Below are 15,849 nucleotides of genomic sequence, written 5' to 3' on the forward strand. Positions count from 1 at the left end.
AGTATGAAATCGTTACGTCTCATTCTGACCAATTCCCGTTATTTTGGAGCGGCTTGGGTCTTTGCCAGTATAAATATCCTTTTTGGTACTTGGGCTATTTATATTCCAGCAGTTAAAGAACAACTTCAGATAGATAAATCGCAATTAGGTCTAGCTATATTTTTTCTTTCGCTTGGTGTATTTACGGTATTTCCATTGGCTTCTTCTATTATTAATAGAATAGGGGTAGGGCGTGCTACTTGGTATGGAGTTATTCTTAGTAGTATAGCGGCTCTTTTACCCTTGTTGGCACCTAGTTATTATACGTTAATGGCAGCATTGTTCTTACTTGGGGCCTCCAATGGTTTTACGGATATTTCCATGAATACATTGGTGACTGAACTAGAAAAAGAAGACAAGAAAAGTTTTATGAGTGCTGCTCACGGATTTTTTAGTTTGGGAGGTGTATTGGCTGGGCTAGGAAGCTTTCTCATAGGCCCGCTTAGTAATCCGCCTTTACATATGTTAATTGCAGTTGTACTGGTTTTGGGTGTTAATTTTATTTTCCATGGAAAGTATAAAAAAGTGGTTGCCGCAGTGGAAGAAAAAGAAGCGTTTAGCTTAAAGCTTTTTAAACCGATGTTGTTTTTGGGACTTATTTCATTTGTTGCCATGGGAAGCGAAGGGGCTATCGTAGATTGGAGCGGACTTTACTTAAAAGAGATAAGTTTGGCACCAGAAGTATTGTGGGGAGCCGGGTTTTTGGGATTTCAAGTTACCATGACTTTGGGGCGGTTTTTGGGTGATGGTATTAGTGAAAAAATAGGTTCAGTAAAAATGGTAACCTTTGCAGCCGTATTGGTGTTAATTGGGTATGTTATGGTATTGAGCACCGAAACCTATATGGCTATTTCTGGTTTTGCTTTAAGCGGACTCGGTTTTTCCGTAATGGTGCCAGAAGTATTTAGAATTGGTGGAAAAGTAAAAGGAGTGGATTCTTCGCAGAGTGTATCGTTTATAGCGGGCACGGGTTACGCCGGCTTTTTAGTAGCCCCTCCAATCCTAGGATTTATAGCAGATGGTTTTTCGCTAAAAACCTGTTTTTTTGTATTATTTGCTTGTGCCCTTTTGGTTTTGGCGGCTACATTTAAGCTGAAGCGAAACAGTAGAAAAGCTTCGTAATTAGTTTGTTTTTACTTCAATATTGGTAAAATAAAGTTTAAAACTTCCATCTTCATTTTGATGCATTTTGGCAATTTTAAGTCCGCCTGATTCGGTATAATCTTCCCAGGTGGTAGTCATTGACGGTTCTTCTTGATTCCCTTTTCTAAAGACCCATTCTTTGACTAGATAATCATCTCCAAAATAAAAGTCATAGGCATCACCAGGGGTATAGCCGCCTTCTTGCTTGTAAATGACCGTTAATTTTTGCATTGGTGTTTTGCTAATAGGAGCCTCCGCATTTGGGGTAAGTTCGTTGGTACTTCCGTTTTTATCCCATAAAATATTGATAGGGGCTATGAGCCAATATTTGTCGTTTATGAACCCACCGTTGGTTTTGTAAGCCGTACTGTCCATATCGCTTCTGTTGTACGTTAGAACTTCATCTGCGCTTATAGCAGTTACTTGGTTCTTTTTTGGATGCCAAACCCAAGTACGCTCAAAATGAGATGTATCTCTATCTACATTAAAAGTGAATTTTAGCTCCTCAACTTTATTCCAATTTTCATACCCGTTGGCATAGGCGATTTTTTCTAGGATAGTCAGCTCTTTTTCGGGTTGAGGTGCCTCCGTTTTCTTGGTCTCTTTACAGCTGATAAAAAGAATTGTAAAAAGAATACATGTGGAAAAGTACTTTGCCATAGCTAGAATTTTTCCCAAAGATAGATGGTTTTGTTCAAAGCACGAATTGCAGAGAAAGGCATTACATAAGATTTCTTGAAAAATGAGTGCTACTTTCTAAAAATAACGAGGAGATTTCATAGCTTTTAACCCTCTATTGAATAATTCATAAATGAGGATGATCTCATGTGTACCACCTGAGTAGGGTCTGAAAGTTGAGGTAGGTAGGTCATAAGCATATCCAATTCTAAAGGAGTCCGATATGGCATAATCCATTAACACCCCAAAACTATCCGAATCATTAAAGCGATATGAAGCTCCAATCCAAAATTTTTCATAAAAGAGAAAGTTAGCAGTCACGTCATATGTAGCGGGTGCTCCATTGGTATACTTCATAATTGCCGTAGGCTTGAATTTTGTGGTTTTACCAATATCAAACACATAACCACCAATGGCGTAATAACTGTTACGTTCCAATGCTACGAATTCGCCATTATTTAAATCGGTATTTAGAATACGAGGGGTAGAAGCGCCAAAATACCATTTGTTAGAACTTATGTAAATACCAGCTCCCATATTTGGATTCCATTTAGAAAAACCATCAAAAAAGAAGGGGTCACTCTCATCTGGAGTTTCTAATTTGTAGTTGGTAACACCACCTTTTAATCCTAAAGCCATGTTTACATTTCTACTTAAAGGAACGGTATATGAGATGTCTGCATAAATGTAATTTGTTTTCTCAAACCCCAATTGGTCATTTATATAGGATAGACCAACTCCTACATTGCTAAAGCGTATGGGCGTATGAACGGATAGTGTACTTGTTGTTGGGTTCCCTTCTATACCGGCCCATTGGTTCCTGTGCAAAGCGGTAGCATTTAATGTTTGTCTGCTGCCTGCATAAGCAGGGTTTATAGACATAGTATTATAAATGTATTGTGTAAACTGTGGTAGCTGTTGTGCATTTGAGAAAAAGGCACAGCATATCGCCAAAATTACTAGGTGATTTCTAAGTGCTGTCATGGTTGCCTTTTTAGTTAGAGCCAATATAAATGTATCCGTTAACAGGTTTAATTTCATTATTTCCAAACCCGATGATATAGTAATAGGTGCCTGATGAAAGCATGCCCGAATTACCTAAAGAGTTTTTAGGAGCAATTCCACTCCAGTCATTAGTGTAATCGCTATTCTCATAGACTATATTGCCCCAACGGTTAAAAACTTTTAGGTGGTAAGTATAATCACATCCTTCCAATCCGGAAATTTCAAAAATATCGTTAATGCCATCTCCATTGGCTGTTAGGGTTTTAGAAACTACCAGATTTTCTATGTCACAGGGTAAATCTGCTTCTACAATGATTATTTGTGTATGAACAGTTTCGTTCCTATTATTATCAACAGCAATCCATGTTCTTGTTATTTCATAACCAGTAGTACAGTCTCTGTCATTTGATGCGGTTTCGCTAAAAGTTACCTCAGGGTCCATATCACAATTATCCGTAGCGGTTAATACTGCTGCTTCAGGAATGGAATCACAATCTACGATGATGTCTTCTGGAAGCTCTTCTATGAACGTTGGTGCTTCTTCATCCATGATACATTCATCAGATATAACGGTAATGATTTGTGTATGGGTAAAAGTATTATTGGCATTATCGGTTGCTGTCCATGTTCTTATTATTTCATACCCTGTTTCACAGTTTCGGTCATTGGTAGCCGTTTCTGTAAAAGTGGTTGAAGGGTCTGGGTCACAATAATCAATAGCAGTTAAAATAGCCGCGTCAGGAACGCCGTTACAAGGCACTGTAATATCACCCGGGAGGTTTTCTGCAAACACAGGAGCCTGTACATCTGTAATGCTAATTACTATTGAGGTCGGGTCTCCATTACCAACGCCACATTCATCAAACGTAAATGAACTGTTAGAGGTCTGTTGGGTCATATTTATTTCGCCCATATACGTCGCCAAAGTTTGGGAATCTGAATTAAAAGTACATGCTGGAATACTAGAGAAATAAGCGTCATCCTTAATTCGTACGGCATATTGGATAGTGTATGGTGCACTCGTAACATCTGTATATCCATCTGCTACTTCAAAAGTCAGTTCTCTGGTAGTAGCATTAAAATTATAAGTGATTTCATTGGGTAGTGGTTCTACACTTATGAAATCCATTTCTTCAGGTATGGTGGTCGAAAAAGTTAAGTCTCTTATATTATCGTTTCCGGTATTGGCGACATCTAAATAAATTTGAATGGTTTCTCCTGTACGTGGACTCTCGTCCGAAGCGGTAGCGTACAAATCCAAAGAATTCAATGATGGTTCATATACTTCAACCGCTAATCCTAACAAATATAATCCGTAAGACTCTTGGTCAGACGTCATCCGTAGGGTAGTTGAGGTTTGATTATTTGTAATTAATGAGTTTCCACTATTATCCAAATTAAACAAGCTGGCATCATAGCCCAAGGTGTTTGAACTTGCAGGTGTACGATCTAAATAATTGGAACCATTAGTGGTAATAGAACTATTGAAGAAATTATTTTCTGGCCTCATTGGGGTGCTCAACGGCTCCCATGAGTTAGAAGTATCTAACATTAACAGTTGGTCACGAGGAATACCTCTATCGCCTTCAAAAGAACCAATAACCATATTAGCTTTTACATCGCCATTCGGTACGGTTTGAAAACCATCAAAAGTAACGTCAAAATTATTCTCATCTCTTGTAATATGGGCATAACCGTCAAAAAGCGTGATGTGTTTTTGCGGCATAAGTGGACTTTGCCATACAAAGACTATTTGCCATCCACCGGAAGTACCTGTTCTTCCACCACCGTGAGAGAGCAATTGTCCTTCCGTAGCTTTTACGTTTGCTACTTGATAGGTGCCAAAAGGGTCGTTTACTCCTTGCACCAAACTGGTAATATCTTTAACGCAGATATAAGGGTCGTTTACAAAATGATCATCTCTACCACGGTAAATTACATCATCAGCTGTAAGCGTTGCCTCGTATGTGCTAGACCCGGGCAACATTAGTTTTACATCATCAAAATTCCAAGAAGGTTCAGTTCCGCCATTTCCGGCAATAGGAGTTCCGGAACCATCAACTTCATATTCTTTATCCGCTGCTGCCCAATAGAGAAAAACACGTTCTATGGTTAAACATGAACTGCCTGGTGATGGATTGGATAAATTGGCGCTACTGGAATTAAAAGTAGTAGGGTCACTATCTATATCAACAAAAACGTTGTCTGAAAAATCATGATTACTGCCGTTTCCGTTATAGGGGTTTGTGGCATGTCTAGAAAGTACATTGTTGGCAACCATGGTGAAATCACCAGTTATTGTTTCTGAGTATCTAGGAGTAAATCCTTTCTGAAGTTGCGCATTGGCGGTATTAAATGCCAATGTAAGCATAAGAAGCCCTAGAGCTCTTATTAGTTTTTTGTTAGGTATAAGTTTCTTCATAATTATAGGTTTGTCTAACAATCCTCATTGATCGACATATAATCAGAAGCTACAATACGGTCTTTACCTGTAAAGTTTGTAATGGTGTAATTAAGGTCAAGTTCAATTTGTAGCAACTAGGTTATTTGGGATAAAAAAGTGCTGTAATTTTATAGCATACGTTTTGTTTGTTCTTAGCAAAGTTCGTTTAAACTCTTGTTGTTGAGTAGGGTAAACGATGAACGGGTTGTTTTTTCGCCAGCAGTAAGTTTCAATAGACGAGTGGTTTATTTATGTCGATAAGTTAAATTGGAGAGCTAAAGACAGGCTGTAAGAAAAAGCGATAAAAGGTAATTGTAGTGATATTAGGTATGGACTATTTTGGTACAAATAAATTGTTTAATTTTGGTATGTATAAACAATAGGAAATGAGTGCTAAAAAAGGAAAAGTTCAAGAAGCGATAGACGAAAAATTGTTAGAAGAAAGAAAAGTCTTCTTATGGGGCATGGTAGATGATGATTCTGCTAAGCACGTTATAGATCGTTTATTGTATTTAGATATGCAGAATAATAAAGAAATACAATTATACATTAATAGTCCAGGTGGTTATGTTACTTCTGGTTTTGCTATGTATGATATCATAAAATCGCTAAAAAGCCCTGTTTCTACAATCTGTACGGGCCTTGCTGCTTCTATGGGTTCTATTTTACTTTCTGTAGGAAAAAAAGGTAGAAGGTTTATTCAGCCGCATGCACAGGTTATGATTCACCAACCTAGTGGTGGAGCGCGAGGACAAGCTTCAAATATTGAAATTCAAGCCAAAGAAATAATCAAGACCAAAGAATTGAGTGCCCGTATTTTGGCAGATAATTGTGGTCAAGATTATGAAAAAGTATTGAAAGATTTTGATAGAGATTATTGGATGAATGCCGAAGAATCGATTGCATACGGCATCGTAGATGGTATTTTAGAATAGTAATTTCTATTTTAGAAAAAGAAGAAAGTCCTTCGTAATTAAGAATTATGAAGGACTTTTTTTTGGATATAGATATACGCTATCTCGGGATTTTTATTGTATTTACAGGGTAATAACCTTAGAGGGTGTTCTACTTTTGTTAAAAAAACAGTAAATTCAAAACTAAAGAAACGACGGTTTTAATTTTTTAAACCCGACAGTTTGGAAAGTTCATATGAATAACAAAGTAGGATGTTTATGTGGACAATTAGTGCGTGTTTAGAGACTGTTTTTAGAATTTAGTACATTTACGTTTTTCTCATCATCTTAAATTAATATGAAACAAACCTCCAAAAACATAGCCATTATTGGTTCAGGCCTTGTCGGCTCATTATTGGCCATTTATCTCAAAAAAATGGGCCATACCATTACTGTTTTTGATAGAAGACCGGATATTAGGAATATAAAATTCTCTGGTCGTTCTATAAACCTGGCAATGAGTAATAGAGGTTGGCAGTCTTTGGCCGAAGTTGGTATAGAAGAAGAAATTAAGAAAATTGCTATTCCTTTGGATAAACGTGCTATGCACGTAATAGACAAACCTATATATTTTCAAAAGTACGGGAAAGAGGGAGAGGCTATATGGTCTATTTCCAGAGGCGTACTGAATAAAAAAATGATAAATCTAGCGGAAGAGGCCGGTGTGGAGTTTCGTTTTAACGAGAAGGTCTGGGACGTGGACCTGCCTGAAGCTACTTTGTATACTGGAGAGACCGAGAAAGACGAGTGGAAAGAATACAATTACGATATAATTTTTGGTTGTGATGGTGCCTTTTCCCGTGTACGGCACAAAATGCAACGTCGTAGCCGATTTGATTATTCACAAGATTTTATAGATGTAGGATATAAGGAGCTTTCAATCCCGGCCAATGAAGATGGCACTCATAAATTAGATAAAAACTCGTTTCATATTTGGCCTAGAGGTAAATTTATGTTGATTGCCATGCCTAATATAGATGGCAGTTTTACGTGTACTTTGTTTATGCCGTTTGAGGGAGAGGTGTCTTTTGATAGTCTTAAAACCAAAGGACAGGCTAAATCTTTCTTTAAAACCTATTTTCCTAACGTGAGAAAGGAGATTGAGAACCTAACGGAGGATTTCTTCAAAAATCCAACAAGTGCTATGGTGACCATGAAATGCTATCCTTGGACCTATTGGGATAAAGTGGCTCTTGTAGGTGATTCTGCTCATGCCATAGTGCCTTTTTATGGACAGGGTATGAATGCTGGTTTTGAAGATATTTTTATTCTGAAACAAAAGATTAACAAGTATGGCGATGATTGGGAAGCTGTTTTTAACGAATATCAAGAAGAGCGCAAACCCAATGCAGATGCTATTGCAGAATTAAGCTATCGGAATTTTGTTGAGATGAGCAGTAAGACGGCAGACCCAAAGTTTCTATTACAGAAAAAAATCGAAAAGCATTTTGCTGGTTTGCATCCAGACAAGTGGATTCCTGCGTATTCTAGGGTTACTTTTTCTAATAGATCTTATTCGGAAGCACTTGCTCTTGGTGATGAGCAGGAAAAGGTGATGCAAGAGGTGATGCAAATACCAAATATTGAAGAAAAATGGGATAGTAAAGAAGTTGAGAACAAAATATTGGGGCTTCTGTAATTTCTATGATGCTATAGCGTACGTCGTTAAAATAAAAGTTTAGCAACAAAAAAAGCCACCTACTTAATAATAGATGGCTTTAATTTATTTGGTAAAAGGTTGTTACATTTTAGTAAACATCTTACCCATTTTTTCTTGTTCTTCTTCAGCTAGAACTGGATCAACTAAAATTCTACCACTGTGTTCATCAGTAATAATTTTTTTACGAGAAGCAATTTCAACCTGTACCTGTGGAGGAATAGTAAAGAAAGAACCACCTGATGCACCTCTTTCAATTGGCACTACTGCCAAACCATTTTTTACATTATTACGGATACGAGTATAAGCCTTAACTAAGCGCTCCTCTATCTCGTTTTGGTATTTTTCAGACTGCTCAATAAGTGCTTTTTCTTCTTTTTCGGTCTCGGCCAAAATAGCATCAAGTTCACTTTTCTTATGCTTCAAATGCGACTCACGTTCAGACAAACGCTCTTTTGTATCGGAAACAACAGATTTCTTCTGCTCTATTTGAGCTTTAAACTCTTTAATGTTCTTATCAGCCAATTGAATTTCTAGTTCTTGAAATTCAAGTTCTTTGCTAATAGAGTTGAACTCTCTACTGTTCCGAACATTTTTTTGTTGTTCTGTATATTTCTTAATGAGTGCTTTGGCCTCATCTATAAGATTCTTTTTTGCACCAATCTCAAAATTGATAGTCTCAACATCTGTTTTCAACTTGTCCAACCTTGTTTTAAGACCAAGAACGTCATCTTCTAAATCTTCTACTTCTAAAGGAAGTTCGCCTCGTACATTACGTATTTCATCTACTCTTGAATCAATCAATTGCAAGTCGTACAATGCCCTTAACTTTTCCTCTACCGTTGCTTCTGATTTTTTTGCCATATATTTTATAAATACTTGATGGGATTGGTTTTACTTTCCGATAAACGGATTGCAAAATTAGGGATTTTTTTTGTAAGATAGTCAACTAAAAGGTTTTTTGTAAACTGCTCGCTTTCATAGTGTCCGATATCTGCAATTATCATTTTGCCTTCTGCTTTATAAAAATCGTGGTATTTTATGTCTGCTGTGACCAAAATATCAGCTCCTGAAGCTTTTGCAGCTTCAATGGCAAAAGCACCGCTACCTCCTAAAACAGCTACTTTTTGAACCTTTTCACCTAATAATTGAGAATGACGTATGCCTTCTGCACCCATTTTTTGTTTTACATCTCTTAAAAAAGAGATGTCATTTACCGGTTTTGGAAGGTCTCCAATCATACCCATACCAATATTTTGATTGGTGTTTTCTAAAGTAATGACCTCATAAGCTACCTCTTCATAGGGGTGAGAGGTAAAAAGAGCTTTCATAACTCTTGCCTGGTGAATTTTTGAAAAAGAGACATTTAATTGAGCCTCTTCCTCAAAATGTGTTTTTCCGATTTCCCCTATTGTAGGATTTGCATTTTCTTCAGCCTTATAGCTACCTGTTCCTTTGGTGCTAAAGCTGCAATTGCTATAATTGCCAATATTTCCCGCTCCAGCGTTAAAAAGTGCTTCCCTAAGGGTTTCAGCATCCTTTACAGGTACGTATGTAGTTAACTTTTTGATTGTTTCTTTCTGGGGAACCAATATTTGTGGATTTTTTATCCCAAGAACTTCGCAGATTTTAGCATTTACGCCTTGTGGTACATTATCTAAAGCAGTATGCATACTATAAATGGCAATATCATTTTTTATAGCCTTTATGACCACGCGTTCTACATAAGATTTTCCGGTCAATTTTTTTAAACCTCCAAAAATAATAGGATGAAAGCTAACAATGAGGTTGCAATTTAGCTCAATAGCTTCGTCAACAACATTCTCTAAAGTGTCTAAGGTCACAAGTACTCCAGAAACTTCTACATTGGCACTACCTACCAATAAGCCCACATTGTCAAAACTTTCGGCATAGGGTAGGGGGGCTAAATCTTCGATTATATCTGTAACTTCTTTTACGGTCATACGTATTTTTATGAGGTCTAAAGATAAAATATTATAATTTCGCCTTTGTGCAAGTACTTAGAAAAATATTATTTCCCGTTTCATTGGTTTACGCTTTGGTGGTTTACATTAGGAATTACTTCTATGATAAGGGAGTTTTAAGTTCCAAAAGCTTTAAAACGCCTACAATATGTATAGGTAATTTAAGTGCCGGTGGTACTGGTAAAACACCAATGGTAGAGTTATTGGTGGCTATGTTAAAGGAGACTTCTAAAGTAGCGGTACTGAGTAGAGGCTATCGCAGAAAATCAAAAGGTTTTGTTCTAGCAGACGAAAATGCTACAGTAGATTCTCTGGGTGATGAACCTTTCCAGATTTTTTCTAAGTTTCCGGATATTACATTGGCAGTAGATGCGGACAGAAGAAACGGAATAACAATTCTTGAAGATCAGGTAAAACCAGAAGTCATTTTATTGGATGATGCCTATCAACATAGAAAAGTGAAATGCGACTTTTCTATTCTCTTAACTTCTTTTGGTGACCTGTATGTTTATGATTGGTATCTGCCAACAGGGAACTTAAGGGATAGTAAGAAGGAAGCGGGTAGGGCGCAGGTTATTGTTGTAACCAAATGCCCGAAAGACTTAAGTGATCAAGCAAAGAAAGCCATAACTATAAAGTTGAAACCAGAGTCTCACCAACAAGTATTGTTCTCTTACTTGGCTTATGATGATACTTTAAGGACAATTGATAGTTCAACATCATTGGAGGAGTTAAAATTGAAAGAAGTTACGCTTGTGACGGGTATTGCTAATCCTAAGCCATTGGTGGAATATTTAAAATCGGAAAGATTAAAATTTGAACATCTAAAATTTAAGGACCACCACGATTTCAGCGAGACGGAATTAACCCAACTGAGACAAAAGAAATGTATTCTAACTACAGAAAAAGATTTTGTACGCCTTAAGAATAAGGTCGATAACCTTTATTTTATTCCAGTACAGCATCGGTTTTTTGATGATGGAGAAACGGTCTTAAAGCGAACGCTAGAAGAATTTATGAAGTAGTATTCTTAAGTTCTTTCTTATTAAAAATATTCTCACCTATTTTTTGATAGAACACCTCAGGTTTAAAAGGTTTGGTAATTACGTCATTACAACCTGCGGCATAGAAACTCTCTAAACTATCGTCCAAAGAAATAGCCGTAAGTGCAATTATAGGAGTGACAATATCAAATTTACGAATTTCAATTGTGGCTTCTTCTCCACCAATGCCTGGCATATGAATATCCATTAAAATAGCATCGTAATAGTTCTCACGAGCCATATCAATTGCTTCACCGCCATTATTGGCAATGTCGCTCGTGATCTCTTTTTTGGTCAGCATTTTTTTGGTGATAACCTGGTTTATTTTGTTGTCTTCAACAATTAAAATGTTCAGGTCTTTAAAGTTGAAGTCTTGCGGAGTTACTTCAAACGGAATGTCATCAACAAGGCTATCCTTGCCTTTCATTTCTAGTTCAAAGAAAAATGAACTTCCCACACCTAAGGCACTTTCTAATTCTATATTGCTCTCAAACAGCCCAAGTAAACTTTTTACAATAGTAAGCCCAAGTCCAGTGCCACCATACTCTCGGTTTATTTGTATAGAGCCCTGTTCAAAACCATCAAATATGTTCTGTTGTTGTTCTTTAGCAATCCCTATACCGTTATCTTTTACCTCAAAATAAAGTGTAACATCATCATCAACTTTTTTTATGACTTTGGCAATAACCTTCACTTCGCCTCCTTTTGTGAATTTTAAGGCGTTACCTACCAAATTCAAGAAAATCTGAGAGAGTTTTAGTGGGTCGCTCATTAAGTGATAAGGAATATTCTTATCGTAATCCAAGGTTAAAGTGGTTTTGTTACTTTGTGCACTTTGCTTAAGGGAGTCTATAACTTCTTGAAGTACTTTTTTCAAGTTGAACTCTACATTAAGCGGTTCTAGTTTGTCCGCATCAATTTTGTTAATCTGTAGAATGTCATTAATGAAATTCAATAGGTAGTCTCCAGAGAATTTCAAGGCTTTTAAGTGTTCTTTTTGCCCTTTGCTAGGGTTCTCTTCTAACAGTAAGTGCGTAAGCCCTGTAACGGCGTAAAGCGGTGTTCTAAGTTCATGGCTAACGGTAGATAAGAAATTAGTCTTAGCTTCCATGGCGGTTACCGCAGCATCTCTAGCAGCTTTTAATTCGTTGTTTTTGGTCTGCAACAAATCATTTGTCTTTAGCTTGATTTGATTGTTCCTAAATAAAGAAACAGCCAAAAGTGTAATAATCGTCAATAGGGCAGAGGTAAGTATGGCCGTAATATCAGATTTGTTCTTTGATTCGTTCAGTTCTTCAATTTTTTGTTCTTGGCGCTTTATTTCATCGCTCATAAAATCGAACTGAATTTTTTCTGCAGTTTTAGCTTCGGTCTTCATTTTAGCAATATTGAAGAGCGAGTCGCGAATATGTAATAGGTTTCGGTTGTTGGTTAATGATTTATCGTATTCTCCTAGTCTTTCGTATACTGTAGTCAACATTTCATTGGCTTCCCAGATTTCTTTAAAAAACTTATTCTTTTTAGCCAGTTTAAGTGCATTTTCACCATTTTCAGCACTTTCCTTTAATTTTTCAGTATTTAGATTTAGTTGAGCTAAGCCCAGTTGTGCTCTAGTGGCCAGGTAATCACTTTCGTAAATATCCGTATTGATTATTAGGGAGTTGAAATTTTTTGCAGCACTTTCAAACTTTTCTAATTTTAAGAATATATTGCCTTCTGCAAGTAAGATATTATTGAAGAAATTACGATCGTTATTTAGCTGTTTGGCTTCATTAAGCATGAAAATAGCCTGAAAATTTTTATCGTCATGAAAAAGTAGAATAGCCTCAATATACTTCTGCATAGCGTTACCATAAGGATATTCTATGTCCTTTAAGAGTGCCTTGGCTCTGTCCCAATAAAAATAGGTGGTTTCTTCCTTTTTAAGTTTAAGATAGACTAGGGCAAATTTGTGATAGCAGTCTATGAGTGCTTTTACGTCTTCATTTTCCTCCGCTACTTTTGACGCTTTTTCCAAAGCCTCAAGAGCTAAATCTGTTTGGTCTCTATTACGATATGCTCGTGCTTCTTCAAAATAAATACGTACGTCATTATTTTCAACTGCAAGAGTGTCTTGGGCCATTCCGTTTTGGGTAACCCAAATCAATACGAAAATCGATAGTATCTTTTTTAAGTCGATATGTAGAAAATCAAGATTCAAACGTAATTATTTCGTGTCAAAACTAAAATAAGGTCAATTAGTCTGCTGCTATAACCGGTTTCGTTATCATACCAACCGATTATCTTCACCATTTTACCGATAACCGAAGTCATCATAGAGTCAAACGTACAAGAGTAATAACTATTGTTTATGTCTATAGATACTATAGGGTCTTCTGTATATAAAAGTATGTTTTTTAGCTCTTTATCGGATTTTTCTTTGAAAATAGTGTTTATTTGGTCTATAGATGTTTCGCTTTTAACATTAAAGGTTATATCTGTTAAGGATCCATTGGGTACAGGAACGCGAATTCCGCAACCTCCAATTACATCGGCCAGATGGGGAAAAATTTTGGTAAGTGCTTTTGCTGCACCTGTAGTAGTAGGTACAATTGACTGCGATGCTGCCCGAGCTCTCCTTAAATCATGATGCGGTTGGTCATGTAAGCTCTGATCAGAGGTGTATGAATGTATAGTGGTAATGTAAGCCTGTTCAACACCGCATAGCTCATCAATTACCTTAATCATAGGAGCCGCATTGTTTGTGGTACAAGATGCGTTTGAAATAATATTATCATTTGCATTTAACGAAGTTTCGTTAATACCCATGACAATCATTTTTATGTCATCATCTATGGGAGGTGCAGATAAAATCACTTTTTTGGCACCGTTTACCAAATGAGGTTCTAGGCTTTCTTTTGTTTTGAATTTACCGGAACATTCCACAACAATATCTACATCATGATCAGACCACTTTATATCAATTGGTGTTTTATGGTTGGTTAGGGTTATGTTCTTGTCATTAACAACAATGGTATTGTCTTTATATGTAACTTGATGATCGAAAACCCCATGAATACTATCATATTTCAATAAATGTGATAGTGTTCGGGCATCTGCCAAATCATTTATGGCAACTACGTTTAGGTTGGGGTGAGCATCTAAAAGCCTAAAGAGTGTTCGACCTATTCGGCCAAATCCGTTAATGCCTATATTGATCTTCTTCATAGGGAAATTTGGAGCAAAGGGATAAAATTATCCAAAGCTATTTTTCATTGTTGGGTAAAATTGTATTTGTCAATTTTAGTGAATGTGCTTGTGCGCTTTATAGGAAGATCGTACCAAAGCACCACTTTCTACATGTCTAAAGCCCATTTCTAGACCTATTTCTTCATACCTTTTAAATTGCTCCGGAAGAATAAATTCTTTTACGGGCAAGTGTTTTTTGGAAGGTTGAAGGTATTGACCTATGGTAACAACATCAACATTGGCATCTCGTAAATCCCGCATGGTTTCAATAACTTCTTCTTCTAACTCACCTAAACCAAGCATGATTCCAGATTTGGTACGGTTTACGCCATTAGCACGTAAATAACGGAGCGCCTCAAGGCTACGCTCATATTTTGCTTGTATCCGTACTTCACGAGTAAGTCTTTTAACGGTTTCCATGTTATGGGAAACAACCTCGGGACCTACTTCTATAATACGGTCTAAATGCCTTTCTATGCCTTGAAAATCAGGAATAAGAGTTTCAAGTGTGGTAGTTGGGTTCATTCTACGAATAGCCTTTACGGTCTCTGCCCAAATAATAGACCCCATATCCTTTAAGTCGTCTCTATCTACTGAAGTAATAACAGCATGTTTAATGCCCATAATTTTAATGGAACGAGCCACTTTTTCAGGTTCGGCCCAATCTACCGTATCGGGTCTGCCGGTCTGAACACCACAAAAACCACAAGAACGGGTACATACATTACCTAAAATCATAAATGTAGCAGTACCTTCTCCCCAGCATTCGCCCATATTAGGGCAACTACCCGAGGTACAAATAGTGTGAAGGTCATATTTATCTACCAATCCTCTAAGTTGAGTATATTTTTTGCCTGTAGGAAGTTTAACTCTAAGCCATTTTGGCTTTCCCTTTGGAGGGATAACGTTGCCTATAGTATCTGTGCTCATAATTGATGCAATTTTATACAAATATACAATTTAGCTGTGCAGCACCGCTGTTATTGGGCTGTTTTTGCTTTTGCTTGAACTGTAATTCTTTGGAAATTAAAATTATAGCTGTTTTAAGCTGAAAGTAATATTTTTTTCAGGGTTAAATGGGTTGGAGGTATATTGGGAAAATTACTTTTTACGAATAACTTCTGCCAAAAGTTTTTTAGCTCTTAACAGCTTTACTTTTACATTGTTAATGGGTTCGTTAAGTTCCTTTGCTATATCTGCATAGCTTAATTCTTTGAAATAACGAAGGTTGATGACTTCCTGGTAGTGCGGTTTTAGCTTTTTTATATGCATTAAAAGACTGGCCAGGTTCTGTTCTCTAATCAACTGGTCCTCGGCAGATGGAGCATCATCAAGAACTTTTTTTACCGCATCTTGGTTTCCGCTGGTTTCAAGGCTTTTTTTGCGTTTACGAATCAGATCAACATGAATGTTCTTTGAGATGGTAATTAGCCAAGTTTTGAATTCGTAGTCTTTATTATATGTGCTTAGTTTGTCAAAGGCCTTTGAGAAGGTCTGAACAGTAATGTCTTCTGCATCGTTTTCGTTCTCGGTACGTTTTAGTTGAAAACCGTAAACTCCGTTCCAAAAAGTATCTAAAAGTGTGCTGTAGGCTATTTGGCTGCCCGCAAGGGCTTTTTGTATAGTAATTTGGATGTTGTCATCGGCTTTTGCCAAAAGAAGATAGTTTGAAAAT

The 15,849-nt window shown here is 36.9% G+C and carries 13 protein-coding genes; 4 read left to right on the forward strand and 9 right to left on the reverse strand.

Features of this window, described 5'->3' with window-relative positions:
* Positions 1–3 precede the first annotated feature (3 nt).
* Positions 4–1,161 (forward strand): MFS transporter, encoded by a 1,158-nt coding sequence (locus IWC72_RS11070; RefSeq protein WP_194526263.1) that lies wholly within the window; start codon positions 4–6, stop codon positions 1,159–1,161.
* Here IWC72_RS11070 and IWC72_RS11075 read toward each other — a convergent pair whose 3' ends face one another.
* The 3 genes from IWC72_RS11075 to IWC72_RS11085 form a co-directional block, all read right to left on the reverse strand.
* Positions 1,162–1,842 (reverse strand): hypothetical protein, encoded by a 681-nt coding sequence (locus IWC72_RS11075; RefSeq protein WP_194529809.1) that lies wholly within the window; start codon positions 1,840–1,842, stop codon positions 1,162–1,164.
* Between the two features lie 96 nt (positions 1,843–1,938).
* A complete protein-coding gene (locus tag IWC72_RS11080; protein ID WP_194526265.1) occupies positions 1,939–2,844 on the reverse strand; it encodes a PorP/SprF family type IX secretion system membrane protein in 906 nt (301 codons plus the stop codon).
* A 10-nt stretch (positions 2,845–2,854) separates the two neighbouring features.
* Positions 2,855–5,287 carry a gliding motility-associated C-terminal domain-containing protein gene (locus IWC72_RS11085; RefSeq protein ID WP_194529810.1) on the reverse strand — a complete coding sequence of 811 codons (2,433 nt, stop codon included), beginning with the start codon at positions 5,285–5,287 and terminating at the stop codon, positions 2,855–2,857.
* 407 nt (positions 5,288–5,694) lie between these two features.
* Here IWC72_RS11085 and IWC72_RS11090 point away from each other — a divergent pair, with 407 nt between their 5' ends.
* Positions 5,695–6,243, forward strand: coding sequence for a ClpP family protease (locus IWC72_RS11090; protein WP_194526267.1), 549 nt, complete (start codon positions 5,695–5,697; stop codon positions 6,241–6,243).
* Between the two features lie 316 nt (positions 6,244–6,559).
* Positions 6,560–7,900 (forward strand): FAD-dependent oxidoreductase, encoded by a 1,341-nt coding sequence (locus IWC72_RS11095; protein WP_194529811.1) that lies wholly within the window; start codon positions 6,560–6,562, stop codon positions 7,898–7,900.
* A 102-nt stretch (positions 7,901–8,002) separates the two neighbouring features.
* Here the strand turns inward: IWC72_RS11095 and IWC72_RS11100 are convergent, their stop codons facing one another.
* The gene (locus IWC72_RS11100; RefSeq protein ID WP_194529812.1) at positions 8,003–8,782 is read right to left on the reverse strand and encodes a zinc ribbon domain-containing protein; all 780 of its coding nucleotides are present in this window, start codon (positions 8,780–8,782) and stop codon (positions 8,003–8,005) included.
* Positions 8,783–8,787: 5 nt separating this feature from the next.
* On the reverse strand, positions 8,788–9,882 hold the full coding sequence (locus tag IWC72_RS11105; RefSeq protein ID WP_194529813.1) for a Nif3-like dinuclear metal center hexameric protein: 1,095 nt from the start codon (positions 9,880–9,882) through the stop codon (positions 8,788–8,790).
* A gap of 47 nt (positions 9,883–9,929) precedes the next feature.
* Here IWC72_RS11105 and lpxK point away from each other — a divergent pair, with 47 nt between their 5' ends.
* A complete protein-coding gene (gene lpxK / locus IWC72_RS11110; protein WP_194529814.1) occupies positions 9,930–10,928 on the forward strand; it encodes a tetraacyldisaccharide 4'-kinase in 999 nt (332 codons plus the stop codon).
* Here the strand turns inward: lpxK and IWC72_RS11115 are convergent.
* From IWC72_RS11115 to IWC72_RS11130, 4 genes are all read right to left on the reverse strand, one after another.
* Entirely contained in the window at positions 10,918–13,068 is a 2,151-nt protein-coding gene (locus IWC72_RS11115) for a tetratricopeptide repeat-containing hybrid sensor histidine kinase/response regulator (RefSeq protein ID WP_194529815.1), read from the reverse strand. The genes lpxK and IWC72_RS11115 overlap by 11 nt on opposite strands.
* A 74-nt stretch (positions 13,069–13,142) precedes the next feature.
* On the reverse strand, positions 13,143–14,153 hold the full coding sequence (gene gap / locus IWC72_RS11120; protein ID WP_194529816.1) for a type I glyceraldehyde-3-phosphate dehydrogenase: 1,011 nt from the start codon (positions 14,151–14,153) through the stop codon (positions 13,143–13,145).
* Between the two features lie 75 nt (positions 14,154–14,228).
* Complete coding sequence (lipA, locus tag IWC72_RS11125) at positions 14,229–15,104, reverse strand: lipoyl synthase (protein ID WP_194529817.1); 876 nt, start codon at positions 15,102–15,104, stop codon at positions 14,229–14,231.
* A gap of 171 nt (positions 15,105–15,275) precedes the next feature.
* Positions 15,276–15,830, reverse strand: coding sequence for an RNA polymerase sigma factor (locus tag IWC72_RS11130; RefSeq protein ID WP_194526274.1), 555 nt, complete (start codon positions 15,828–15,830; stop codon positions 15,276–15,278).
* Positions 15,831–15,849: the final 19 nt, after the last annotated feature.

Origin of the sequence: Zobellia roscoffensis, from assembly GCF_015330165.1 — a bacterium.
Lineage (GTDB): Bacteria > Bacteroidota > Bacteroidia > Flavobacteriales > Flavobacteriaceae > Zobellia > Zobellia roscoffensis.